We start from the raw sequence: 25,788 nt of genomic DNA, 5'->3' as shown, positions 1-25,788 counted from the left end.
GCCGCGCGCACTAACCTGCCGCCACTGACGCAACCGCGCTGTACGGAAACCCGGAGCCTCGCCATGAGCAGCAAGTCGAAAGCACGCATCGAACCCTATACGCACCCCGCCGCCGGCTGGGGCGCGCTCAAGTACGTGGCGATCAACCTGCTCAAGGAGCGGGTGGCCGGCGGCAACTACCGCACGCTGTTCCGCCAGAACCAGCCGGACGGCTTCGACTGCCCGGGTTGCGCGTGGCCCGACCGCGAGCACGCCTCGACCTTCGAGTTCTGCGAGAACGGCGTCAAGGCGGTGGCCGCCGAGGCCACCTCCAAGCGCGCGACGCCGGCGTTCCTGGCGCGCCACACGGTCGAGGCGCTGATGCAGCAGACCGACTACGAGCTGGAGCAGCACGGCCGCCTGACCGATCCGGTGGTCTACGACCCGTCGAGCGACACCTACCGGGCAATCGCCTGGGACGAGGCCTTCGCGCTGATCGGCAGCCACCTGCGCGCGCTGCCCGACGCCGACCGGGCCGCGTTCTACACCTCCGGGCGGGCCAGCAACGAAGCCGCCTTCCTGTACCAGCTGTTCGCGCGCGTCTACGGCACCAACAATTTCCCCGACTGCTCCAACATGTGCCACGAGGCCACCAGCCGCGGCATGCCGCTGACCGTGGGCGTGGGCAAGGGCACCGTCACGCTGGACGATTTCGAGCATGCCGACACCATCCTGATCTTCGGCCAGAACCCGGCGACGAACCATCCGCGCATGCTCGGCGAGCTGCGCGAATGCGCCAGGCGCGGCGCTACCCTGGTTTCGATCAACCCGCTGCGCGAGCGCGGCCTGGAGCGCTTCACCAGCCCGCAGCACCCGATGGAAATGCTGACCATGTCGAGCACGCAGATCTGCTCGGTGTTCGTGCAGCCGCGCATCGGCGGCGACTACGCGCTCATCAAGGGCGTGGCCAAGCGCGTGGTGGAGCTCGACGACGAGGCCGTGGCCGCCGGCCGGCCGCGCGTGCTCGACACCGGCTTCATCGCCGCCCACACCACCGGCTTCGAGGCGTTCGCGGCCGACCTGCGCGCCGAGCCGTGGGGCGTGATCGAGCGCGAGTCCGGCGTGCCGCGCGAGGACATCGAGGGCCTGGCGCTGATCTACGCGCGCGGCCAGCGTGTGATCTGCACCTGGGGCATGGGCCTGACCCAGCACAAGCATTCGGTGCAGACCATCCAGATGCTCACCAACCTGATGATGCTGCGCGGGAACATCGGCCGCGAGGGCGCGGGCCTGTGCCCGGTGCGCGGCCACTCCAACGTGCAGGGCAACCGCACCGTGGGCATCGAGGAAAAGCCGGCCGCGGCGTTCCTCGACAAGCTCGGCGAGGTGTTCGCGTTCTCGCCGCCGCGCCATCACGGCTACGACGTGGTGGAGACCATCGCGGCCATGCTCGCGGGCAAGGTCAAGGTGTTCGTCGGGCTGGGCGGCAACTTCGCCGCGGCCACGCCGGACACGCCGCGCACCTGGGACGCGCTGCGCTCGTGCGACCTCACCGTGCACATCGCCACCAAGCTCAACCGCAGCCACCTGGTGCACGGCAAGGCCGCGCTGATCCTGCCCACGCTGGGCCGCACCGAGATCGACATGCAGAACGGCGTGGCGCAGGGCGTCACCGTGGAGGACTCGGTGGCGATGGTGCACGTCTCCTACGGCATGAACCGCCCGGCCTCGCCCAACCTGATGTCCGAGACCGCCATCGTCGCGCGCATGGCGCGCGCCACGCTCGGCGACGCGCTGGTGCCGTGGCTGTGGTACGCCGAGGACTACGCGCGCATCCGCGACAAGATCGCGGCGGTGGTGGACGGCTTCGAGGACTACAACGCGCGCATCGCCCACCCGGGCGGCTTCCACCTGCGCGTGGCCGCGCGCGAGCGCGAATGGCACACGCCCTCGGGCAAGGCGGTGTTCCTGGTCAACCCGCTCAGCGCCGACACCCCCATCGCGCGGGCGCGCGCGCAGCACGGCGAGCGCCTGATGACGCTGATGACCACGCGCTCGCACGACCAGTACAACACCACCGTCTACGCGCTGGACGACCGCTACCGCGGCGTGTTCGGCCAGCGCCGCGTGGTCTTCATCAACCGCGACGACCTGGCGCTGCTCGGCTTCGCGGCCGGCGACTGGGTGGACATGACCACGGTCTGGGACGACGGCATCGCGCGCCGCGCCGACGGTTTCCTGCTGGTCGAGTACGATATCCCGCGCGGCTGCATCGGCGCGTATTATCCCGAGACCAACCCGCTGGTGCCGCTGGACAGCGTGGCCGACCTCTGCAACACGCCGACCTCGAAATCCATCCCGGTGCTGCTGCACCGTACCGCCGCGCCGCGCGCGGCCGGCTGACGCGCCTCCAGGAGACCACCACCATGCCCACGGCACCGCAACCCGGCGTCACCTGCTTCGGCTTTCCGGCCGATGCCGAAGCCATGCAGTCCTGGCGCTACATTCCCATGAGCGTGCGCTTCGCGCTCGACCGCGCGGGCGTGACCATCGCGCTGTCGGAGTGGCAGGCGCTGCCGCTGCCCGCGCGCCGGCAGCTGGTGGCGGCGAGCCTGGACAGCGCGCGGGACGAGGATGGTGGTGGAGATGACGGTGACGATGACGGTGGCGGCTTCGGGGCATTGCTCGACGCCGCCATGCGGCAGCACATCGGCCGCGCGCCGGCCGTGCTCGACGCCGCGCCCGATGCGTCGTGGCGCGCGCTCGACGCGCTGCCCGCCGCCGTGCTGGCGCAGTACGCATGGGCCGGCCTCGCGCCGGCCCCGGCCGAGGCGTGGCGGCGGCTGCCGCCGCTGGCGCGCTATACGCTGGTCAAGATGTCGCGCAAGCCGCGCCCCAACGACGCCTTCGCGCTGGCGCTGGCCGAACTGCGGCTGCTGTAGGCGGCCGCCGGCCGGCCGCTGGCCGGATCACCAGAATCCGAGGATCTTCCACCAGACGCCGCCGATCACGGCGAAGACGATCAGCTCGAACACGCACATCACCGCGCCGGCCCGCCACCACTGTCCCATCGTCACGTAGCCGCTGCCGAAGATGATCGGCGAGGTGCCGGTGGCGTAGTGGGTCAGCGTCATCATGATCGCCGAGCCGGCCGTCATCATCAGCATGAAGGGCGGCACGTAGGGCGGCGGGATCAGGTGCGCGCCCACGGTGAGGAAGGCCAGCATCATCGCGCTGACGTGCGCGGTGGTGCTGGCGAACAGGTAGTGGGAAAACACGAACACCAGCACCAGCACCGAGGCCACCGCGAGCCAGCCCATGCCGCTGGCGGCGATGGCGTCGCGCATGTCCGCCGAGAACCACGCGATCACGCCGAGCTTGTTGAGCTGCTCCGCGAGCATGACCAGCGCGCCGAACCAGATCAGGGTGTCCCAGGCGCTCTTTTCCGAGAGCACGTCGTCCCAGTCGATCGTGCCGGTGATGATCAGCGTGAACAGGCCGAGGAAGGCGACCACGGTCGGGTCGAGGGTGAAGGCCGGGCCGAAGATCATCGCCGGCACGTTGGCCCACAGGAACAGCATCACGGCGAAGACGCCCATCATGACCCGCTCCTTGCCGCTGAGCGGGCCCATGCGCGCGAGCTCGCCCTTGGCGTAGTCGATGGCGTTGGGGGTCGCCTTCAGCTCGGGCGGGTTGAGCACGAAGATGATGAGCGGCATCAGCAGCAGGCACAGCAGGCCGGGCACCAGCATGCACAGCGCCCAGGTGGTCCAGGTCAGGTGCAGCGCCTGGCCGGTGGCCCTGGCCACGTAGTCGACCACCAGCGGGTTGGGCGCGGTCGCCGTCACGAACATGGCCGAGGTGATCGGGTTGGCGTGGTAGTTGACCAGCGCGAGATAGGTGCCGACCTTGCCCTGGGTTCCCTTGGCCGGATCGGAGTCGAAGGCGCCGGCGATGGAGCGCATGATCGGGTGCACGATGCCGCCGCCGCGCGCGGTGTTGCTGGGCGTGAACGGCGCCAGCACCAGCTCGCAGATCGCCAGCCCGTAGCCGATGCCGATGGTGCGCTTGCCCAGCAGCGCGATGAACATCAGGCCGATGCGGTTGCCAAGCCCGGTCTTCTTCAGCCCGCGCGAGATCAGCACGGCCACGACGATCAGCCAGATCAGCGGATTGGAGAAGCTGCTCAGGGCATCGGCGATGGCGCCCTTGGACGAGTTCGAGGTCACTTGCGCCAGCGACACGATCACGATGGCCATCATCGCCATCACGCCGATCGGCATCACCTTGAGAATGATGGCGACGATGGTGGTCAGGAAGATGGCCACCAGGTCCCACGCGTTGTCGTTCAGGCCGGCTGGCGTGGGGATGAGCAGCAGCGTGATGAGCACGACCGTGGTGATGATGGCCGGCGTCAGCCGGAAGGGCACCACGGACATGAAGTAGCGATACAGCGCGACTATCCTGGCGAGCATCTTCGAACTCCTCGAGGGATACACAGTGAATGAAGACAGCCGAAGTCCCCGTGCCGGTCGACGCGAACCGTGCCTGCCGGCGGCATGGCGCGCGTTCGAGGCTCAGGCAATCCTGATCGATGGACTTCGCAAGCGGAAGTGAATCTTTTCGACGGAAAGAATAAGAAATCGCGCCGCGATGCCCGCGGCAATGGCACCGGTCTGGTGCGTTTTTCCTGGGTGGCTTTCGGCATCATGTGGACGATCAGGCCGACGAAAATGATGGAATGATGCCATATGTGCCGGACAGGGCGCTCCGCGGCGCGGGTGAGGATGGTGAAAATCAGTGCCGCGCGTGTGGCAGCGGCCCCCCGGAATGGCGCCATCGCGATTCCCCTCTTGCTTGCCTCTTTGCCATAACCGCCATGTGCTATGGTTTATATGATCTTTTAGGCAAGTGCGCCAGCGTGGCGCCGGAGCCGCCAGACAAAATGACAAGGTGCGAAGGATGGTACGTCTGACCATCGAAGGCCACCAGATCGATGCCCCGCCGAACTGCTCCATCCTGCAGGCGTTCCTGCACGCGGGGCAGACGCTCGTGGAGGGCGTCGGCTGCATGGGCCAGGGCGTGTGCGGCTCCTGCCGCGTGCTGGTGCGGCGCGGCGGCGAGCGCGAGGTCAACACCGCGCTTGCCTGCGAGACCCTGATCGAGGAAGGCATGCAGGTGGCCTCGCTCGAGTATTTCACCGCGCCGGTGCGCCACGTCTATCGCCCCGAAGAAGCGGGCGACAGCTGGCATCTGCTGCAATCGATCGGCGAGACCTTCCCCGAAGCCGCGCATTGCCGCCACTGCGGCGGCTGCGACCGCGCGTGCCCGAAGGGGCTCGACGTGCAGCGCGGGGTGAACCTCGCCGTCGAGGGCAAGCTGGCGGAGTCCGGCCGCGTCTTCGACGAATGCGTCATGTGCAATCTCTGCACGCTGGCCTGTCCCGAGCTGATCCGGCCCAACCACCTCGGCCTGTTCGTGCGGCGCATGACCGCGGCGCTGTGGCTGCGCCCGGCGAACCTGATGCACCGGCTGCAGCAGATCGAAAGCGGCGAGATGCGGATCGATTTCGACGCGCCGGGCGCGCGCCCGCCACGCTGACCGGACCAACAAATACCATGCTTGCAGGCATTCCCTACGACGAGGCCCGCCAGCGCTACCGGCCCGGCATGACGCCGGCGGTGCGCGGTGCCGGCGGCTCCAATGCGGCGCCCGATGACGATCCCGGCAACGACCCCACCGACGCCCTCCTGAAAGGCTTTCATCCCGACCACGGCCCGGACGCGCGCGTGCCGCTCGCCATCGGCGTGAACCGGGGAGAGCCATGCCAGCCAGATCTGGCGCGCCAACTGCAGGCCAACGCGCTGATCGACGACGTGGACATCGCGGGGGCCCAGCTCGTGACCACCGACGTGCTGGTGATCGGCGGCGGCGGCGGTGGATGCGCGGTGGCGCTCACGGCGGCGAAGGAGGGCGCGCGCGTCATCCTCGCCACCAAGCTGCGCCTCGGCGACAGCAATACCGTGATGGCCGAAGGCGGCATCCAGGCGGCCGTCGGCGAGGACGACAGCCCCCAGCTGCATTTCGAGGACACGCTGCGCGCCGGCCACTTCCGCGGCGATCCCGAACTCGTCGCGCAGATGGTGATGGACGGCCCCGACGTCATCCGCTGGCTGATCCGGCTCGGCATGACGTTCGACCAGGAGGACGACCGGCCCATCGGCAACCTGCTGCGCAAGAAGCCGGGCGGGGCGTCGGCCGCGCGCATCCTCTCCTACCGCGACTACACCGGGCTCGAACTGATGCGGGTGCTGCGCGAGGCGGTGGACCTGGACCCCGGCATCGAGGTGTGGAACCGGTGCCCGGCGGTCGAGCTGCTGTCCGACGAGCACGGCAACTGTGCCGGCGCGGTGATCTACAACCTCGAATGGCGCACCTTCGTGCTGGTGCGCGCGCGCGCCGTGATCGTTGCCACCGGCGGCGCGGGACGCCTGCACCTGAATGCGTTCCCGACGTCGAACCACTACGGCGCCACGGCCGATGGCCTGGTGCTGGCCTACCGCATGGGCGCGCGGCTGCGCGAACTCGATTCGTTCCAGTACCATCCCACCGGCATCGCCTACCCCGAGCATCTCGCCGGCGGGCTCATCTCGGAGGCGGCGCGTTCCGCCGGGGCGAAGCTGATCAACGGCGAGGGCGAGCGCTTTGTCGACGAGCTCAAGCCGCGCGACGTCGTGGCCTCGTCGATCCTGCGCGAGTGCGCGCAGGGGCGCGGCATCGTGCGCGGCCAGCAGGTGGGCGTTTTCCTCGACACGCCGACGCTGGAAATGGCGCATCCCGGCATCCTGGCCGAGCGCCTCGTCACGCTGAGCCACCTCGCGCGCCGGTGCGGCCAGGACGCGGCCAGGGAGCCCTTCCTGGTTTATCCGACGCTCCATTACCAGAACGGCGGCGTGGCGGTCGGCAAGGACGGCGCCACGAACGTGGGCGGCCTGTACTGCGTCGGCGAGGTGGCGGGCGGCATCCACGGGCGCAACCGGCTGATGGGCAACGCGCTGCTCGACATCCTGAGCATGGGGCGGCGCGCGGGCGCCAGCGCGGCTGGGTCGTGGCACGGCGCGATGGCCAGCCGCGCGGGCATCGTCCACGTGCATGCCTGGCAGCGCGAACTGACGCTCGCCGGGCTGCCGCTTCACGTCAAGGCGCCGATGCTGTTTCCGGGCTACGCGAATTTCGACCTGCGCGTCGATGCGGGGCTGCATTCCGGCGCGCGGGGCCGCGTGGTCCGCGGGGTCCGGTGAGCGGGGCGGGGGGAGCGCGATGACACAACCGAACCAGGTTCTCCTGAAGGAAGACAACCGGGTCGGCGCCGACCTGGACGCATGGCTCGCGGTCGGCGGCGCGGAGGGGCTCGCGCGGGCGCTGCGCGAGCCGGCGGCCATCATCGGCGAGATCGGGCAGGCCGACCTGCGCGGCATGGGCGGCGCCGGCTTCGCGACGCATCGCAAGTGGGCGCCGGTCGCCGCCGCGCCGGACGGCGACAAGTACATCATCTGCAACGGCAACGAAGACGAGCCGGGCACGTTCAAGGACCGCTTCCTTCTGGAGCACACGCCGCACCAGGTCATCGAGGGCGCGCTCATCGCCGCCGCGGCGTGCCGCGCCAACCATGTCGTGCTGTACGTCAACCCGCACCAGCCGGCATCCCTCGCGGCGACGCGCGCGGCGGTCGGGCAATGGCTGCGGCATCCCCGCTTCGCGGAACTGGAGCGGCTGGTGGGCGGGCCCGTGTCCCTGGAGGTGGTGCCCAGCTCGGGGCTCTACATCGGGGGCGAGGAGACCGCGGTGATCGCCAGCGTCGAGGGGGGCTTCCCGTTCCCGCGCCGCAAGCCGCCCTTTCCGGCCGAGCACGGCGTGCGCGGCGCGCCGACCGTGGTCAACAACGCGGAAACGCTGGCGCACGTTCCCGGCATCCTGCGCCACGGCGCGCAGTGGTACCGGGACCTCGGCGTCGGCAATGCCGCGGGAACCAAGCTCTTTTCGCTCTCGGGGGACGTGCTGCGCCCCGGCCTGTACGAGCTGCCGATGGGCACGAGCCTCGAGTCGCTCGTGTTCGAGCATGGCGGCGGCATGCTGCAGGGCAAGGAGTTCAAGGCGGTGTTCACCGGCGGCCCCTCGAACACGCTGCTGACGAAACGCGATCTCGACGTCGCGCTCGATTTCGACTCGGTCAGGCTGCGGCGCTCGCGGCTGGGCACCGGCGCCATGATCGTGGTGTCGGAAGGCACCAGCATCGTGCGCAAGGTGGCCGAGTACGTGAGCTTCTTCGCCCAGGGCTCGTGCGGCCAGTGCCCGCCATGCAAGGGCGGCACCTTCCAGCTGATGCGGCTGCTCAACCGGATCGATACCGGCCGGGGCGTGCATGCCGACCTGGAGGCGCTGGAGAACCTGTGCAGCATCCTGCCGGGCAGCGGGCGCTGCGGCCTGATCGACGGCGCCGTGACGGTCGTGGAGAGTTCGCTGCATCAGTTCCGCGAGGAATACGAGGCGCCGCTGACGGCATAGGCGCGTGCGGCGCCCGATTCAGTCGTCCAGGTGCGGGCGGATCAGTTCCTCGAACCACTGCGCGAACATGTCCAGCCGCCGCGAGCGCTGGCGCCGGTGCGGATAGAGCAGCGACACCGGCATGGCGGCGGCGCGGTGGCCGGGCATGACCTCGGCCAGTTCGCCGGCGTCGAGCAGGTACTGCACGTCGAAGCGCGGGATCTGGATCAGGCCCAGCCCGGCCAGGCAGCAGGCGATATAGCTCTCGACGTTGTTCGCGATCACGCGGCTGGGCACCTCGATGGTGTGGGTGGCGCCGTCGCGCGCGGCGTATTCCCACGGCAGCTCGCGCCCGGTCCGCGGCGAGGCGTAGCCCACCGCCCAGTGGCCGTGCGCGAGGTCGCCGGGCTGGGCGGGCTCGCCGTGCTCGCGCAGGTAGGCCGGGCTGGCGCAATTGACCAGGGCGACGTGGCCGAGCGGCCGCACCACCAGGCTGCTGTCGTGCGGCGTGCCGAAGCGCACCGCGCAGTCCACGCCTTCCTGCGCCAGGTCGATGGCGCGGTCGCTCGAGCCCAGCGACAGTTGCAGCCGGGGATGGCGGCGCAGCAGGCCGGGCAGCGCGGGCGCGATCAGGCGGCGGGCGATGCGGCTGGGCGCGTCGATGCTGAGCCGGCCCGACAATTGCCGCCCGCCGGCGTGGAACAACTGGTCGATGCTCTCCACCTCGGCCATCAGCGGGCGCAGGCGCTCGAGCAGTTGCTCGCCGTCGGTGGTCAGCCGCACGTGGCGCGTGGTCCGGTGCAGCAGCCGCACGCCGACCTGCGCCTCCAGTTGCTGGATCGCCGCGGATACCGACGCGCGCGGCAGCTCCAGCGCATGCGCGGCCTTGATGAAGCTGCCCATCTCCGCCACCTGGGCGAACACGCGGTACTGGTCGAATCTATCCATGTGGCCGGCTCGCTGCCATCGACTGCCTCTCCCTGCCATCTGTTGCAACCGCCGCCGTGCCGGCCCGGCGGCGGGCGCGTCCGCCTGGCGGCTTACTTGGTGGCTTACTTGGTCGTGTAGCCGCCGTTGATCAGGATGGTCTGTCCGGTGATCCACCAGCCGTCGCTGACCAGATGGCGGATGAACGGCACCACGTCCGCGATGTCGGTCAGGCCGGTTCTGGAGAACGGCGACAGCGCCGCGGCCGTCTTGTGGTAGGCCACCGCGTCCTCGCCCTCGGCCGGATAGAAGAACGGCGTATCCATCGGGCCGGGCCCCACCGCCGTGACCGAGATCCCGCGCGCGCCGAATTCCTTGGCCGCCGCGCGCGTGAAATGCTCCACCGGCGCCTTGGTGCCGGCATAGGAAGCATAGTACGGCGTGAACGCGCCCAGCAGCGAAGTCACCAGCGTCACGATCTTGCCGTTGTCGTTGAGGTGCCGGCCCGCTTCCTGCAGGAACAGGAAGGCGGCCTTGGCGTTGACCGCCGCCATCTCGTCGTACTCGGCCTCGGTGATCTCCACCAGCGGTTTCTTGAGCACCTTGCCGACCGTGTTGATGGCGATGTCCGGCCTGCCCACGGCGGCAATGGCGTCGGCGAACAGCTTGCCCGTGGCCGCGGCGGTGGTCAGGTCGGCCTGCAGCGCCACGGCCTGCGCGCCGGCGGCCCGGATGGCGGCCACGGTCTGGTCGGCGTCGGCCTTCGAGGCGGCGCTGTTGTAGTGGATGGCCACCGCCCTGGCGCCCTGCGCGGCGAGGTCGCGGGCAATCAGGCCGCCGAGGTTCTTGGCGCCGCCGGCGATCAGCGCGACCTTGCCCTTGATGGAATGGTCTGCCATGCACGTCTCCTTCATGGGTTGACAGGGCATCCAGCTTAAGCGCCCGGCGGCGGCGGATAAACCGTCCCGGCCTGGATGGATTATCCAGAATATCCGCCCAATCGGGCCGCGCCGCGGGCATGCCGATTGATGGTATTTTCGAGGCTGCGCGGCGCGCGGCAATGGCAACGGCGCCGGGACGGCGACAGATACGAAAAACGACAAACACAGAAAAGGGGAATCATGGTCCGGCTGATGCTGCTGCTGCTTGGCGTCGATTATCTGCGCAAGCGCGCCCGCGCGATCCTGGCGATCGGCATTCTGTGGCTGGTCGCGGGCATCGTGGTGTTCATCGACGCGCTCGACGGCGCCGCCTATTTCCCGATCGATGTCTTCGCCTGGCTGTTCCTCGCCGAGGGGCTGGCCACGCTGGCGGTGGCGTGGACCGGCGTGGGTGGCCAGCGCGTGCTGCGCTACGTCAAGGGCTTCGCCGTGGTCGGCGCGGCGATCCTGATCCTGGCCGGCCATCACCACGGCAACTTCCTGCTGTCGATGATCTTCGGCACGCTGTTCCTGGTCGACGGCCTGCTCCAGTGCATCTCGGCGTGGGTGGTGCGCTACCGGCGCTGGAAGGCCGCGTTCTCGTGGGGCTGCGCGGAGATCCTGCTGGCGATCTTCTTCTACCAGCCGTTCCCGACCCACTACGTCGGCACGCTGCCGTACTGCCTCGGGCTGTTCCTGTTCTTCGGCGGGCTGAACCTGGTCACGCTGGCCACGCGCGTGCGCCGGCTGGCGCGCAACCCGGCGCTGAACCGCGCCAGGCATCCCGCCGTCGAGCCCGACCGGGCCGAGCCCGGCGCCGGGCCGGTGTTCGCCGAGGCCGGCTGGGACGGCCCGCCCGGCGACGAGGAGCACGCGCTGACGGTCCATGTCTGGACGCCGGCCGGCTCGTCCAAGGCGCCGGTGCTGCGCCACCCGATCATCGGCCGCTACATCGCGGCGGTCGACGTGAACGGCGTCATCTCGACCGGCCACGCCGCGCTGGAGTCGCCCGAGGGCATCTACATCAGCCTTTATCCGGGCGTGGAGATCGACCGCTCGCCGGACGAGTTCGGCCGCATCCTGCGGGCCACGCAAGAGAACGACGTGCCGGGCGAGTTCCAGCCCGACTACGCCACCGAGTCGCGCGCCTGGTGCCCGTCGACGGTGCGCGTGCGCATCCGCAACTACGACCCGGGCAAGCTGAGCGCGTTCTGGGAGCGCTACCGCGCCGACACCACCTACAACCTCACGCACCGCAACTGCTCCAGCACGGTGTCGAACGCGCTCGAGGCCGCGCTCGAAGGCGCCGCGGCCCGCCTGCGCGGCGGCCGCGCCGGCTGGGCGAGCTTCTTCCGCATCCTGGCCACGCCCGAGCTGTGGGTGGCCGCGCAGATCCGCAAGCGCGCGGTCACGATGGCGTGGACGCCGGGGCTCACGCTCGACTACGCGCGCGCGCTCAGCATGCTGGCCGACCCGCGGCCGTTCGCGTGGTGGAAGGTCGCGCGCCGCGCGCTGGACCTGATGCGGCAGCGGCGCAAGGAGTGGCGCGCGCAGGATTCGCAGGCCGCTTCCTGATTGCCACCGCCGCGACCGGGAGTGCCGCGCGCCGGCGCGGCCTATTGCGGCTGCCGCAGGTAGTCCACGAGATGGTTGAGCACCGCGCGCGTCTTGGCCGGCATGCGCAGGCCGAGCGGGATCATCGCGTGCACGGGCGGGCCGGGCACGTCCGCGTCCGGCAGCACGTGGCGCAGCCGGCCCGCGTCGACATGGGGTCGGGCCACGCGGTCGTGGATCTGGGTCAGGCCGAAGCCGTTGATTGCCGCGTCCACCAGCGCCTGGCCATCCGCCAGCGCCAGCACCGGGTTGGGGGAAATCTCGCGCACGTGCGCGCCGTCCGCCACGCGCCACGGCCGCAGCCGGCCCGACGGGCCGCGGAAGACGATGGCATCGTGCCCCGACAGGTCCGCCACCGAGCGGATCTCGCCGTGCCGCGCGAGGTAGTCGGGCGAGGCGTACAGGCCCTGGCGCAGGTCGCATAGCTTGCGCACCGTCATCTCGCTGTCGGCGGGCAGCTCGCCGATGCGCACCACGATGTCCCAGCCTTCGGCCACCGGGTCTGACATGCGGTCGTTGAGCGCCAGCTCGAAGGTGAGCCTGGGATGGTGCCGGCGCAGTGCCGCCAGCGCCGGGAACAGCAGCCGGCCGAAGCCCGCCGGCAGGTCCAGGCGGACCTTGCCGATCGGCTCGGCGCGGCGCGCCGCCAGCGCCTGTCCGGCTTCGCGCAGTCCCTCCAGCGCGGACTCGGCGGCCATCAGGTAGGTCTCGCCGTCCTCGGTCAGCCGCACCGCGCGCGTGGTGCGCTGGAACAGGCGCGTGCCAAGCGTGGCCTCCAGCCGCTGCACGGACTTGCCGACATTCGACTTGCTGGTTCCCAGACCCTCGGCGGCGCGCGTGAAGCTGCCGCTGTGCGCGACCGCGACGAACGCTTCTATGTCGGCGACGGAGGCATCGATGCGCTCGGACATTGTTTCCGCTCCGGAGACAAAGAGTCGCACTCTAGCATGTTTATCGAGCGTGGGCGGACAGCCACAATGCCTTCGCCGATGCATGCCTGCGCGCTGCCGGACGCCGCGAAACGGGCGGGTCTGCCTGCCTGTCCCGCGGCGGGCTCGCTGCGAATTCGTGGCGAATTCGCCATGAATTCGCGGCCGGATTGCCGGCGCCCGCGCATGGCACGGCAGTACAGGAAAAACGCATGCTCACCAGAGAAACCATCAATTCCGGCGCCTACCTCGGCAGCTTCGGCCTGCCGCGGGAGGTCGCCTGGACCCAGGACCAGATCGAGGCCTCGCTGGCCGAAACCATGCGGGCGCGGCCCGCCGGCGCGGACGTCTGGGTCTTCGCCTATGGCTCGCTGATGTGGAACCCGCTGCTGGATTTCGACCGGCGCGAGATCGCCACCTTGCACGGCTGGCGCCGCAGCTTCTGCCTGCGCATGACCGCCGGGCGCGGCTCGCCCGAGGTGCCGGGCCGCATGCTGGCGCTGGAAGCCGGCGGCAGCACGCACGGCGTGGCCCTGCGGCTGGCCGCCGCCACGCTCGAGGAAGAACTGCGCGTGCTGTGGATCCGCGAGATGGTCACGGGTTCCTACCTGCCGACCTGGGCGCCGCTGACGCTGGCCGACGGCACCGGCGCCGCCGCCATCGCCTTCGTCGCCAACCCCGCGCGGCCGCAGTACGAGCCGGACGCTAGCGTCGCCACCGTGGCCTCGATCATCGCCGCCGCCTCGGGGGCGTTCGGCTCCAACGCGGACTACGTGCTCGCGCTCGAATGCGCGCTGTCCGAGTGCGCGCTGGCGGACGGCTACATCGAGGCCCTCGCCGCGGCCCTGCGGCGTGAGGCGCCGGCCGCCGCGCGCTGACGCCGGCTGCGTCGGCTGACGCCGGGGTGGCGACACGCACGAAAACCGTGGCTTCGCACGCGCAAATTGTCTCCTTGATGGATACAAAGTTCGCAAGAAAGCCATCTTTATCCGCCCGCTGGCGGTAGCCATACTGGGTTCCATCGGTCCGCCCCGGGGGCATGCCCACAGGCAGCGCCGGATTCGCCAGGACCCGCTCGGACCCAACTGATCGCTCGATTCCAAAGGAAAAGGAGTTTCAACCATGACCGCCAACCGCAAGAGGCTGTCCGTCGCGCTGGGCACGATGTTCGCGCTCGGCGTCGCCGGCCTGGCCGCCACCCGGGGCTTCGAGCCCGTCGCCTCCGCCCAGGCGGACGCGCCCGCGCCGGCCGCCGAGGTCGACGTGGCCACCGTCGTCAGCGACTCGATCGTCGAGTGGCAAAACTACTCGGGCCGCCTCGAGGCCATCGACAAGGTGGACATCCGCCCGCTGGTGCCGGGCAAGATCGTGGCCGTGCATTTCAGGGACGGCCAGCTGGTGAAGAAGGGCGACGCGCTTTTCACCATCGACCCGCGTCCCTACGTGGCCGAGGTCGACCGCGCCGCCGCGCAGGTGGCCGCCGCCGAGGCGCGCGCCAGCTACGCCGGCAGCGACGCGGCGCGCGCCGACCGCCTGATCGGCAGCAACGCCATCGCGCGGCGCGACTACGACGAGAAGCAGAACGCCGCGCGCGAGGCCGGCGCCACGCTCAAGGCGGCGCGCGCCGCGCTCGAAGCCGCCCGCGTCAACCTGTCGTACACCGAAGTCACCGCGCCGGTGGCGGGCCGCGTGTCGCGCGCCGAGCTGACCGTGGGCAATATCGTCTCCACCGGCGCGAGCGCGCCGCTGCTGACCACGCTGGTCTCGGTGGCGCCGATCTACGCCGCCTTCGACGTCGACGAGCAGACCTACCTGCGCTACATGCGCAACACCGGCAGGCAGGCCGTGCCGGTGGAACTGGGCCTGGCCGACGAGAGCGGCTACTCGCGCCGCGGCACCGTGGTCTCGGTGGACAACCGCCTGGACACCTCGTCCGGCACCATCCGCGTGCGCGCCCGCATCGACAACGAGGACGGCTCGCTGGTGCCGGGCCTCTATGCGCGCGTCAGGGTCGGCGGCGGCGAGCCGCACCCGGCGGTGATGATCGACGACGGCGCGGTCGGCACCGACCAGGCCCGCAAGTTCGTGCTGGTGGTCGACAAGGACAGCCGCGCGCAGTACCGCGAGATCCGGCTCGGCGCCATGCACGACGGCCTGCGCGTGGTGGCCTCGGGCCTGAAGCCCGACGAGAAGATCGTCGTCAACGGGGTGCAGCGCGTGCGCCCCAACGACCCCGTCAAGGCCAATCCGGTCAGGATGGTCGACGCCACGCGCGCCACCGGGCCGGCGGCCTGATCCGTCGGCCTACGTCGAGAGCGCATCATGAACATCTCCAAATTCTTCATCGACCGCCCCATCTTCGCGGGCGTGCTGTCGATGGTCATCCTGCTGGCGGGGCTGATCGCCCTGACCAAGCTGCCCACGGCCGAATATCCCGAGGTGGTGCCGCCGTCGGTGGTGGTGCGGGCGCAGTATCCCGGCGCCAACCCGAAGGTGATCGCCGAAACCGTGGCGGCGCCGATCGAGGAGCAGATCAACGGCGTGGAAAGCATGCTGTACATGCAGTCGCAGGCGAACAGCGACGGCAAGATGACCACCACGGTCACGTTCAAGCTGGGCACCGACCCGGACAAGGCGCAGCAGTTCGTGCAGACGCGCGTGGCGCAGGCGCTGCCGCGCCTGCCCGAGGACGTGCAGCGCCTGGGCGTGACCACGGTCAAGTCCTCGCCGACGCTGACGATGGGCGTGAACATCGCCTCGCCCAACGGTCGCTATGACCTGACCTACCTGCGCAACTACGCGCTGATCAACGTCAAGGACCGCCTGGCGCAGGTGCCCGGCGTGGGCGAGGTGGTGATGTGGGGCTCGGGCGACTACTCGATGCGGGTCTGGCTGGACCCGCAGAAGGTGGCGCGCCAGAACATGACCGCCACCGACGTGGTCAAGGCCATCCGCGAGCAGAACGTGCAGGTCGCCGCCGGCATCGTCGGCGCCTCGCCGATGGACGCGGGCGTGCCGACGCAGCTGAGCATCAACGCGCGCGGCCGCCTGAAGACGGAAGAAGAGTTCCGCGACATCATCCTCAAGACCTCGGCCGACGGCGCCGTCACGCGCCTGTCGGACGTGGCGCGCGTCGAGCTGTCCGCCTCCGAGTTCGCGCTGCGCGGGCTGATGGACAACCAGCAGGCGGTGCAGCTCATCATCTTCCAGCAGCCCGGCGCCAACTCGCTGCAGATCTCCGACGACGTGCGCAAGATCATGGACGAGCTGCAGAAGGACATGCCCGACGGCGTCAGGTCCGAGATCGTCTACGACCCGACCCGCTTCGTGCGCGAGAGCATCGACGCGGTGGTGCACACGCTGTTCGAGGCCATCGCCCTGGTGGTGCTGGTGGTGATCCTGTTCCTGCAGACCTGGCGCGCCTCGCTGATCCCGCTGCTGGCGGTGCCGGTGTCGATCGTCGGCACGTTCTCGCTGATGCTGGCGTTCGGCTACACCATCAACGCGCTGTCGCTGTTCGGCATGGTGCTGGCGATCGGCATCGTGGTGGACGACGCCATCGTGGTGGTGGAGAACGTCGAGCGCAACATCGCCGAGGGGCTGTCGCCGCGCGACGCGACCTACAAGGCCATGCAGGAGGTGAGCGGCCCCATCATCGCCATCGCGCTGACGCTGATCGCGGTGTTCGTGCCGCTGGCCTTCATGAGCGGCCTGACCGGCCAGTTCTACCAGCAGTTCGCCATGACCATCGCCATCTCGACGGTGATCTCGGCCTTCAACTCGCTGACGCTGAGCCCGGCGCTGGCCGCGCTGCTGCTCAAGGACCACCACGCGCCCAAGGACCGCCTGACGCGCATCATGGACGCGGCATTCGGCAAGTTCTTCGCCGCCTTCAACAAGGTCTTCCAGCGCGGCTCGGCATCGTATGGCCGCGGCGTGGGCGGCGTCATCAACCGCAAGATGATGATGTTCGTGGTCTACGGCCTGCTGCTCGGCGGCGCCGTGCTGATGGGCAAGGTCGTGCCCGGCGGCTTCATCCCGGCGCAGGACAAGGACTACCTGGTCAGCATCGCGCAACTGCCGCCGGGCGCTTCGCTCGACCGCACCGACGCGGTGGTGCGCCAGATGGGCGACATCGCCCTCAAGCAGCCCGGCGTGGTCCACCTCCCGCAGTTCCCGGGCCTGTCGGTCAATGGCCTGACCAACTCGTCGAGCAGCGGGCTGGTGTTCCCGGTGCTCAAGCCGTCGAAGGAGCGCGGCAAGGGCGAATCCGCGGCGGACATCGCCGCCGCGCTGAACGCCAGGTACGCCCATATCAAGGGCGCGCAGATCGGCACCTTCCCGCCGCCGCCGGTGCAGGGCCTCGGCACGCTGGGCGGCTTCAAGTTCCAGCTCGAGGACCGCGGCGCGCTCGGCTACGAAGCGCTCAACGACGCCACGCAGAAGTTCCTGGCCGCCGCCGCCAGGGCGCCCGAGCTGGGCCCGGCCTTCACCAGCTTCCAGATCAACGTGCCGCAGCTGGACGTGGACCTGGACCGGGTCAAGGCCAAGCAGCTCGGCGTGTCGATCACCGACGTGTTCGACACCATGCAGATCTACCTCGGCTCGCTGTACGTGAACGACTTCAACAAGTTCGGCCGCGTCTACCAGGTGCGCGCCCAGGCCGACCAGCAGTTCCGCGCCACCGCGGCGGACGTGCTGCAGCTCAAGACCCGCAACGCCGCCGGCGAGATGGTGCCGCTGTCGTCGCTGGTCAAGGTGACGCCCACCTACGGCCCGGAAATGGTGGTGCGCTACAACGGCTTCACCGCCGCCGACATCAACGGCGGTCCCGCGCCCGGCTACTCGTCGGGGCAGGCCAAGGCGGCGGTCGAGCGCATCGCGGCCGAGGTGCTGCCGCGCGGCATCAAGCTGGAATGGACCGACCTGACCTACCAGCAGATCCTGACCGGCAACGCCGCGCTGTGGGTGTTCCCGATCAGCGTGCTGCTGGTGTTCCTGGTGCTGGCCGCGATGTACGAAAGCCTGACGCTGCCGCTGGCGATCCTGCTGATCGTGCCGATGAGCATCCTGTCGGCGCTGCTGGGCGTGTGGCTGACCAGGGGCGACAACAACATCTTCACGCAGATCGGCCTGATGGTGCTGGTGGGGCTGTCGGCCAAGAACGCGATCCTGATCGTGGAGTTCGCGCGCGAGCTGGAGATGCAGGGCCGCACCATCGTGCAGGCCGCGATCGAAGCCAGCCGCCTGCGCCTGCGCCCGATCCTGATGACCTCGTTCGCCTTCATCATGGGCGTGATTCCCCTGGTGACGTCGACCGGCGCGGGTTCGGAAATGCGCCGGGCGATGGGCATCGCGGTGTTCTTCGGCATGCTCGGCGTGACGCTGTTCGGGCTGATGCTCACGCCGGTGTTCTACGTGGCGCTGCGCAAGATGGCCGGCGGCAGGCCGCTGGTGGACAAGCACCACGCCCACACGCAGCCGCTGCACGCCGGGCACGCGCCGGCGGTGCCGGCCGCGCCCCTGGCTTCGGCCGAGTAAGGACCACGGAGATCATCATGAAAGCATCTTCATTCAAGCCGTCGAGCCGGTGGCTCGCCAAGGGCTCGGTGCTGCTGGCGTCGCTGCTGGTGCTGGCCGGCTGCTCGCTGGCCCCGACCTACGAAAAGCCGGTGGTGCCCACGGCCGCGTTCAAGGAAGCCTCGGCCGATTGGACCCAGACGCAGCTCAAGCCCGCCGAAGCCGGCACCTGGCAGCCCGCCAGGCCGTCGGAAGAGGTGGCGCGCGGCGCATGGTGGACCGTGTTCGGCGACGACAAGCTCGACGCGCTGGAACGGCAGGCGCTCGAAGCCAACCAGGACCTGGCGGCCGCCGCCGCGCGCCTGAAGGAAGCGCGCGCGCTCAACCAGGCCGCGCGCGCCGGGCTGTTCCCCACGCTGGACGCGGGCTTCGGCCCGACCCGCGAGAAGCTCTCGGCGGCGTCGCAGCTGCAGCCGGACGGCACCAGTATCCCGCAGCAGACGCTGTGGCGCGCGCAGGCCAGCGCCTCCTACGAGGTCGACCTGTTCGGCCGCGTGGCGTCCTCGGTGGATGCCGCGCGCGCCGACACCCAGCGCGGCGAGGCGCTGTTCCGCTCGGTGCAGCTCGCGCTGCAGGCCGACGTGGCGCAGGCCTATTTCACGCTGCGCGGGCTCGACGCCGAGGCCGAGGTGTTCGCCAACACGGTGAGCCTGCGCGAGCAGGCGCTCAAGCTGGTGCAGAGCCGCTTCGACGAAGGCGACATCAGCGAGCTCGACGTGGCCCGCGCCCGCGCCGAACTGGCCACGGCGCGCGCCGACGCGATGAGCGTGCAGCGCCTGCGCGCGGCCTCGGAGCACGGCCTGGCCGTGCTGCTGGGCAAGGCGCCGGCCGAGTTCTCGATGCCGCCCGCGCCGCTCAAGGCGGTCAGCCTGCGCATCCCGGCCGGGCTGCCGTCGTCGCTGCTGGAGCGCCGCCCGGACATCGCGGCGGCCGAGCGCGCGATGGCCGCGGCCAATGCGCGCATCGGCATCGCCCGCGCGGCCTTCTTCCCGTCGCTCACGCTGACCGGCACCGGCGGCTTCGAGTCGGCCACGCTGGGCGACCTGTTCAAGTGGAGCAGCCGCGCGTTCCTGCTGGGGCCGCTGGCCGGCACCGCGCTGAACATCCCGCTTTTCGACGGCGGCCGGCGCAGCGCCAGCCTGGCCAATGCGCGCGCGGTCTACGAAGAGGACGTCGCCAGGTACCGCCAGCAGGTGCTGACCGCCTTCCGCGAGGTGGAGGACGGCCTGTCCGACCTGCGCATCCTGGAAGCCCAGACGCAGACGCAGGCCGACGCCGTGCAGTCCGCCGCGCGCGCCGCCGACATCTCGCGCACGCAGTACCGCGAAGGCGCGATCAACTTCCTCGACGTGATCGACGCCGAGCGCACCGCGTTGCAGACCCGGCGCGCCGCGGTGCAGCTGCAAAGCGTGCAGGCCGCCGCCACGGTCAACCTGATCCGCGCGCTCGGCGGCGGCTGGGGCGACGTGGTGGCGGGCAGCGTGGCGAGCAATTGAAGCCCGTGCGGCAGGCGTCGGCGGTTCCCTGTCGAGGCCTGCCGATGCCGCCTGTTGCGCCGCGGGTTTGCTCCCCTCTCCCATGAAATGGGAGAGGGGCCGGGGGAGAGGGCGGGCGCTCGTCATGGCGAAGACATGCACTTCGCGGATGCGCTGGCCCTCTCCCCCAACCCCTCTCCCGCAAGCGGGAGAGGGGAGCAACCCGTCGGCGCTTTTCCGCTGGCACCAGAGGCGAATCCCCGATGCTCCGGCGCCGCGCATCCCGGCAGTCAGCCTTTTCTCTTTCTCTTCTTTTCATCACCGGCCTTTTCCATGACCCAACCCGACCCCCACGCCCCCGAGCGTGGCAAGCCACTGATCCTGCTCGCGGTATGCCTGGCCGCCGTGGTCCTGCCGCTGAGCTTTTCCGGCGGCGCGGTATCCACGCCCGCCATCGGCCGCGAGCTCGGCGGCAGCGCCGTGTCGCTGACCTGGATCACCAATGCCTTCATGCTGACCTTCGGCAGCCTGCTGATGGCCGCCGGCGCGCTGGCCGACGTGTACGGGCGCAAGCGCCTGTTCGGCATCGGTATCGGCTTCTTCATCCTGACCTCGTTCGCGCTGGCCGCGGCGCCGACGGTGGCGTGGATCGACATCCTGCGCGCGGTGCAGGGCATCGCCGCCGCCGCCGCGCTGGCGGGCGGCTCGGCCGCGCTGGCGCAGGAGTTCGAGGGCCACGCCCGCACGCGCGCGTTCAGCATGCTGGGCACCAGCTTCGGCATCGGCCTGGCGTTCGGCCCGCTGCTGGCCGGCGTGCTGATCGATGTCTTCGGCTGGCGCTCGGTGTTCCTGTCCACCGGCCTCATCGGCGCGGCGGCCATGCTGTTCGGCCTGCCGCGCATGCGCGAGACCCGCGACCCCGGCGCGCGGGGGCTGGACTGGCCCGGCACCGTCGCCTTCACCGCCACGCTGGCGCTGTTTACCTTCGGCGTGATCGCGGCGCCCGAGCGCGGCTGGTCGAGCGCCGCGGTGGCCGGCTCGCTGGCCGGCGCGGCGCTGATGCTGGCGGTCTTCGTCGCGGTGGAGTCGCGCGTGGCGCGCCCGATGCTGGACCTGAGCCTGTTCCGCATCCCGCGCTTCGTCGGCGTGCAGATGCTGCCGATCGGCACCTGCTACAGCTACATCGTGCTGGTGGTGATGCTGCCGCTGCGCTTCATCGGCATCGAAGGGCTGAGCGAGATCGACGCCGGCATCCTGATGATCGCCTTGTCGGCGCCGATGCTGGTGGTGCCGGTGGTGGTGGCGTCGCTCACGCGCTGGGTCCCGGCCGGCGTGCTGTCCGGCATCGGCTTCCTGGTCGCGGCGGCGGGCCTGCACTGGTTCAGCCTGGTCGAGGTCGGCAGCGCCGGTTTTGCCGTGGTGCCGCCGATGCTGCTGATCGGCATCGGCGCGGGCATGCCGTGGGGCCTGATGGACGGACTCGCGGTGAGCGTGGTGCCGAAGGAGCGCGCCGGCATGGCGACCGGCATCTTCAACACCACGCGCGTGGCGGGCGAGGGCATCGCGCTGGCCATCGTCGGCGCCATCCTGGCCGCCATCGCCAACGTCAGCCTGGGCGCGGTGCTGGCCGAATCCGGCGCCGGCGCCGCCGGCAGGCTGGCCGAGGCGGCGCAGCGCCTGGCCACCGGCGACCTCGCCCATGCCGCGCAGGCGCTGCCGCAGGTCAGCCGCCAGCTGCTGGTGGCCGGCTATGGCGAGGCGTTCCGCATGCTGCTGCACGTGCTGACCGCGGTCACGGTGCTGTCCGCCGTGGCGGTGTTCGGTTTCCTGTCGCGCCCGCCGCGGCGGGACGCGGATGCCGGCGGCGCTGCGGTGCGGCCGAACGCATAGGCGCTGGCCGGGCCTCCACCGTCGGCCCGGCACCCCGCGCGCAAAAAAAAGCGCAGCAAACGCTGCGCTCGAAGCAGAACCGCAATGTTGCCACGGAGAGGAGGCGAACAACAAGCTGGCTGCTTCCTGAAAGACAGAACAGGGCGCCTGTGTCAGGCGCCAGGGCCCCGGGAGGAGGTATCCGGGTCCCGCGACGAACAATAGCAAGCCGCGGCGCGCGGATAAATGGGGTTTGCGCGAACACACTCTTCACGTGGCGACAACAACGGGTGACGACAACCGGCGACAACAACCGGCGGCGACAACCGCGCCGGCCCCCGCCACGCCGCCGCCGCTGATTGCGGCGATTGTTGGCGATACGTAGATAAAGAATCCCTGCTTTCGCCATTTATCGGCGGCGCGTCGACAACGATAATCGCGTCACCGGCCTGCCGAGGGCCCCCGCAGAGGGGCCGGCTGCGCCATCGCGCCGGTGCCGCGCCGTTGCCGCGGCACCGGCTCAAGAACAAACGGAAGACGCTCGCGCGGACGGTTTCACCGCTGCCGCCGCGCGGGACGGCTTTCCAACCCGACCCGAAGAGTTCCCATGTTCTCCAGCTTCCCCTCCTTCCGGCGGTTCTCGCCGCACGCCGTCTCCCTGCTTGCGGCGGCGGCGCTGGCCGGCTGCGCGAGCAGCCCGGTGGCCAGCCCGGCCGATCCGCTGGAGTCCGTCAACCGCGCGGTCTTCGCCGTCAACGAGCAGGTCGACAAATACGTGGCCGAGCCGGTCGCCAAGGGCTACGAGGCCGTGACGCCCAGCCCGGTGCGCACCGCGGTCAGCAATGTCTACGGCAATCTCTCCGACGTCGGCAACTTCGCCAACAACCTGCTGCAGGGCAAGGGCGTGGAGGCCGCTGAGAGCCTGATGCGCGTGGCCATCAATTCGGTGCTCGGCATCGGCGGGCTGATCGACATCGCCACGCCGGCCGGGCTGCAGAAGCACTCGCAGGACTTCGGCCTGACGCTCGGCACCTGGGGCGTGCCCGCCGGCCCCTACGTGGTGCTGCCGCTGTTCGGCCCCAGCACCGCGCGCGACGGCGTGGGCCTGCTGGCCGACCACTGGCTGGCGCCGGTCACATATCTCGATCCCGCCTGGCGCAACGCGATGACCGGCGCGGGCATCGTCAACGGGCGCGCCAACCTGCTGGGCGCCACCGACCTGCTGTCGCTGGCGGCGCTCGACAAGTACACCTTCGTGCGCGACGCCTACCTGCAGCGCCGCCACTACCTGCTGCGCGACGGCGCGGACCCGCTGCCGGCCTACGAGGAAGAGGACGAGGCGCCGGCGCTGGCCGCCGCGGCGCCGGCGCCGGACGGCGCCGTGGCCAGCCGCGCCGACTAGGCGCCGCGGAGATTCCCAGGGCCGCCGCGACGGCGGCCGGTTTACCGGAGCGAGGAAATGGATCTGAAGAGTTGCGCGGCCATCGTGGGCGGATGGCTGGCGGCGTGCGTCGGCTGCGGCTGGCTGGCCGGCCAGCTGGCGCAGTGGCTGTCGATGTCCTGAATACATGGCGCGGGCATGGTGCGGCGCCGGGGCGTCGCCGTGCCCCGGCGCCGCGGTGGAACGCCCGGCGTTCCACCGCTTGCCGCTCCCGCTTACGGGTTGAAGGTGTCGCCCAGCACCACGCCTTCGCGGCGCGGGTCGGTGCCGCCCATCAGTACCGCCGCGCCGTTGAGCTGGGTGCGGATGATGGAGTTGATGCCGCTCGCCTGCGAACTGGTCGAGACGGTGTGGCCGAGCGCCCGCAGGCCCGCGATCAGCGGGTCGTCGTTGCCGCTGTTGGCGGTGTTGACGTTGGGATGCTCGCCGCCGACCGTGGTGGTGGCGCTGTTGCTGGCGCCGAAGTCCACCAGCCCGGACGACTGCTGCGCGTCGAGGCCCCAGTCCAGCACGCCCACCAGCGTCTTCACCACGTATTGCGGAATGGTGCCGCCGCCCGGCGAGCCGGTCGCCATGAAGAACTCGCCGATGGAGCCATCGGCCGCCTTCTTGAACACCAGCGTCGGCGCCATCGAGCTGCGCGGGCGCTTGCCCGGCGCCACGCGGTTGGCGATCGGGTTGCCGCCGCCGTCGAGCGGATTGGCCGAGAAGTCGGTCAACTGGTTGTTCAGCAGGAAGCCGTTGGTCATGTGGAACGACCCCATGCTCGACTCCACCGTGGTGGTGGCGGTCAGCACGTTGCCCTTGCCGTCGACGATGGTGAACTGGTTGGTGCCGTGCTCGATGAGGTTGGCGTCCACGCCCAGCGGCACCGCGCCGAGATTGCCCGCCGTGGTCACGCCCATGCTCAGCGTCGGGCTGATCAGGGCGGCGCGGCTTTGCAGGTAGGGCTTGTTCAGCATGGTGTCCCAGGTGCCGCCCGGCAGCGGCACGAAGTCGGTGTCGGCCACGTACTTGTCGCGGTCGGCATAGGCCAGGCGTTCCGCCTCGGAGATCAGGTGCACGCCCTGCACGGTCGGCTTGCCGCCTTCGAGGTCGATGGCGGTCGGCTTGAGCGGTGCCAGGTCGAAGTTCTCCAGGATGCCGAGCGCCGAGGCCACGGTGATGCCGCCCGACGACGGCGGCGGCGTGCCGCACACCCAGTAGGCGCGGTAGGTGGTGCAGACCGGGTCGCGCAGCTTGGCCTGGTAGGCGGCGAGGTCGGCCAGCGTGGTCTTGCCCGGGGTGGTGGGGTTGCCGTCGGCGCCTTGCGTCGAGCCGATCTTGGCGATGATGTCGGCGGCGATCTGGCCGGTGTAGAGCACGTCGGCGCCGCCGGCGGCCATCGCCGTCAGGGTGCGCGCGTAGGCGGGGTTCTTCAGCACCGTGCCGAGTGCCTTGGGCGTGCCGTCGGCCTCGAAGAAGTAGGCCAGCGCCTCGGGGTCGCGCTTGAGCGCGGCGGCGTTCGACGAGATCGCCTGGGCCAGGCGGCCGCCGATCTTGAAGCCGTTGGTGGACAGCGAGATGGCGTTGCCGAACAGGTCCTTCCAGGCCAGCGTGCCGTGTTCCTTCTGCACCCGTTCGATCAGGCGCGGCACGCCGATGGTGCCGATCGAGCGGCCGCTGGCGCGGGCGCTGGGCTTGGGCGCGGTCTGGTCGGCGACGTCGTCGACGTAGCGCAGGTAGTTGGCGGTGGCCGCGGCGGGCGCGGACTCGCGGCCGTCGTAGGCCTGCACTGTCTTGGCGGCGGCATCGTAATAGATCATGAAGCCGCCCGAGCCGAGGCCGGTGGCTTCCGGCACCGTCAGGCCCAGCACGGCCTGCACGGCCACCGCCGCGTCGGCCGCGGTGCCGCCTTGCTTGAGCACCGTGCAGCCGGCCACGCTGGCCAGCGCGTTCGAGCTGGAGACCATGAACTTCTTCGCGTACACGGGCTTGAGCCCGGTGCGGTAGCCGGAGGCCGGCTCGGGCAGCGCGGGGTCGCCCGGCTGGTCGGAACCCACCACCACGGCGTTGCCGTCGCTGGAGAGGATCTGGCAGCTGGTGTCCGGCACGACGGGCTGGGAGGGGGGCGCGGGCGTGACGGCAACGGGCGGGCTCGGATCATCTCCGCCGCACGAAGCCAGCATGACGGCGGCCAGGACGGCCGCGGCCAACGCTGTAAGCGCCGGTTTGTTCTTGTACATCGTGATTTCTCCCTGGGGGACTATAAAGATGGCCCTCATGGGGAGCCTGGGGGGGCACCACAAGAGGGAATCATGTTTTTCCGGTGGTGCAGGATGCCCGCAATCCGTTCCCTTTCCCTTTAAATCAGGAACGGCTGCGTGATTCATGGCCCTGCGCCGCGGTCTTTAAATCCGACAAGTTGTTCAAGCCAGCGGGTGGCAATAAAGCAGTGGCCAATATGCTCTGGCCTCATATCGAAGTGCTGGCATATGCAACATGCGTACCACCACGCAAATCGGAAGACG

At 70.2% G+C, this 25,788-nt stretch carries 18 protein-coding genes; 13 read left to right on the top strand and 5 right to left on the bottom strand.

The window, feature by feature from the left end; translation table 11 throughout:
* Window positions 1-63: 63 nt before the first annotated feature.
* Window positions 64-2,382, top strand: a complete 2,319-nt coding sequence (locus ACWTPI_RS31070) for an FdhF/YdeP family oxidoreductase (RefSeq protein WP_454733680.1) — start codon at window positions 64-66, stop codon at window positions 2,380-2,382.
* 23 nt (window positions 2,383-2,405) lie between these two features.
* Complete coding sequence (locus ACWTPI_RS31065; RefSeq protein WP_020202359.1) at window positions 2,406-2,921, top strand: nitrate reductase associated protein; 516 nt, start codon at window positions 2,406-2,408, stop codon at window positions 2,919-2,921.
* A 27-nt stretch (window positions 2,922-2,948) separates the two neighbouring features.
* Here ACWTPI_RS31065 and ACWTPI_RS31060 read toward each other — a convergent pair whose 3' ends face one another.
* On the bottom strand, window positions 2,949-4,454 hold the full coding sequence (locus ACWTPI_RS31060; RefSeq protein WP_020202358.1) for a DASS family sodium-coupled anion symporter: 1,506 nt from the start codon (window positions 4,452-4,454) through the stop codon (window positions 2,949-2,951).
* A 138-nt stretch (window positions 4,455-4,592) separates the two neighbouring features.
* On the opposite strand from ACWTPI_RS31060, the gene ACWTPI_RS31055 reads away from it, so the two are divergent.
* The 4 genes from ACWTPI_RS31055 (at window position 4,593) to ACWTPI_RS31040 (ending at window position 8,544) form a co-directional block, all read left to right on the top strand.
* Window positions 4,593-4,724: a hypothetical protein gene (locus ACWTPI_RS31055; RefSeq protein WP_255359638.1), complete on the top strand. Its 132-nt coding sequence runs from the start codon at window positions 4,593-4,595 to the stop codon at window positions 4,722-4,724.
* 217 nt (window positions 4,725-4,941) lie between these two features.
* Complete coding sequence (locus ACWTPI_RS31050; RefSeq protein WP_020202357.1) at window positions 4,942-5,580, top strand: 2Fe-2S iron-sulfur cluster-binding protein; 639 nt, start codon at window positions 4,942-4,944, stop codon at window positions 5,578-5,580.
* 17 nt (window positions 5,581-5,597) lie between these two features.
* Window positions 5,598-7,280, top strand: a complete 1,683-nt coding sequence (locus ACWTPI_RS31045) for an FAD-binding protein (protein ID WP_454733679.1) — start codon at window positions 5,598-5,600, stop codon at window positions 7,278-7,280.
* 19 nt (window positions 7,281-7,299) lie between these two features.
* Complete coding sequence (locus tag ACWTPI_RS31040) at window positions 7,300-8,544, top strand: complex I 51 kDa subunit family protein (protein WP_020202355.1); 1,245 nt, start codon at window positions 7,300-7,302, stop codon at window positions 8,542-8,544.
* Window positions 8,545-8,562: 18 nt separating this feature from the next.
* Here ACWTPI_RS31040 and ACWTPI_RS31035 read toward each other — a convergent pair whose 3' ends face one another.
* Both ACWTPI_RS31035 and ACWTPI_RS31030 read right to left on the bottom strand, forming a co-directional pair.
* Entirely contained in the window at window positions 8,563-9,471 is a 909-nt protein-coding gene (locus ACWTPI_RS31035; protein ID WP_454733678.1) for a LysR substrate-binding domain-containing protein, read from the bottom strand.
* A gap of 104 nt (window positions 9,472-9,575) precedes the next feature.
* Window positions 9,576-10,349, bottom strand: coding sequence for an SDR family oxidoreductase (locus ACWTPI_RS31030; protein WP_454733677.1), 774 nt, complete (start codon window positions 10,347-10,349; stop codon window positions 9,576-9,578).
* Between the two features lie 222 nt (window positions 10,350-10,571).
* Here ACWTPI_RS31030 and ACWTPI_RS31025 point away from each other — a divergent pair, with 222 nt between their 5' ends.
* Window positions 10,572-11,945: an HdeD family acid-resistance protein gene (locus tag ACWTPI_RS31025; protein WP_020202352.1), complete on the top strand. Its 1,374-nt coding sequence runs from the start codon at window positions 10,572-10,574 to the stop codon at window positions 11,943-11,945.
* Between the two features lie 41 nt (window positions 11,946-11,986).
* Here ACWTPI_RS31025 and ACWTPI_RS31020 read toward each other — a convergent pair whose 3' ends face one another.
* Window positions 11,987-12,895 (bottom strand): LysR family transcriptional regulator, encoded by a 909-nt coding sequence (locus tag ACWTPI_RS31020; RefSeq protein ID WP_020202351.1) that lies wholly within the window; start codon window positions 12,893-12,895, stop codon window positions 11,987-11,989.
* Between the two features lie 230 nt (window positions 12,896-13,125).
* Here ACWTPI_RS31020 and ACWTPI_RS31015 point away from each other — a divergent pair, with 230 nt between their 5' ends.
* The 6 genes from ACWTPI_RS31015 (at window position 13,126) to ACWTPI_RS30990 (ending at window position 23,239) form a co-directional block, all read left to right on the top strand.
* Window positions 13,126-13,791 (top strand): gamma-glutamylcyclotransferase, encoded by a 666-nt coding sequence (locus tag ACWTPI_RS31015; RefSeq protein WP_454733676.1) that lies wholly within the window; start codon window positions 13,126-13,128, stop codon window positions 13,789-13,791.
* Between the two features lie 244 nt (window positions 13,792-14,035).
* Window positions 14,036-15,208, top strand: a complete 1,173-nt coding sequence (locus tag ACWTPI_RS31010; RefSeq protein WP_454733675.1) for an efflux RND transporter periplasmic adaptor subunit — start codon at window positions 14,036-14,038, stop codon at window positions 15,206-15,208.
* 27 nt (window positions 15,209-15,235) lie between these two features.
* A complete protein-coding gene (locus ACWTPI_RS31005; protein ID WP_454733674.1) occupies window positions 15,236-18,454 on the top strand; it encodes an efflux RND transporter permease subunit in 3,219 nt (1,072 codons plus the stop codon).
* 17 nt (window positions 18,455-18,471) lie between these two features.
* On the top strand, window positions 18,472-19,989 hold the full coding sequence (locus ACWTPI_RS31000) for an efflux transporter outer membrane subunit (RefSeq protein ID WP_454733673.1): 1,518 nt from the start codon (window positions 18,472-18,474) through the stop codon (window positions 19,987-19,989).
* Between the two features lie 312 nt (window positions 19,990-20,301).
* Window positions 20,302-21,858, top strand: coding sequence for an MFS transporter (locus tag ACWTPI_RS30995; protein ID WP_454733672.1), 1,557 nt, complete (start codon window positions 20,302-20,304; stop codon window positions 21,856-21,858).
* A gap of 586 nt (window positions 21,859-22,444) precedes the next feature.
* Entirely contained in the window at window positions 22,445-23,239 is a 795-nt protein-coding gene (locus ACWTPI_RS30990) for an MlaA family lipoprotein (protein WP_454733671.1), read from the top strand.
* 254 nt (window positions 23,240-23,493) lie between these two features.
* Here ACWTPI_RS30990 and ACWTPI_RS30985 read toward each other — a convergent pair whose 3' ends face one another.
* Entirely contained in the window at window positions 23,494-25,503 is a 2,010-nt protein-coding gene (locus ACWTPI_RS30985; protein WP_454733670.1) for a gamma-glutamyltransferase family protein, read from the bottom strand.
* Between the last annotated feature and the right edge of the window lie 285 nt (window positions 25,504-25,788).

This window comes from Cupriavidus ulmosensis (assembly GCF_977008105.1).
This window is presented reverse-complemented; position numbering and strand designations above follow the sequence as displayed.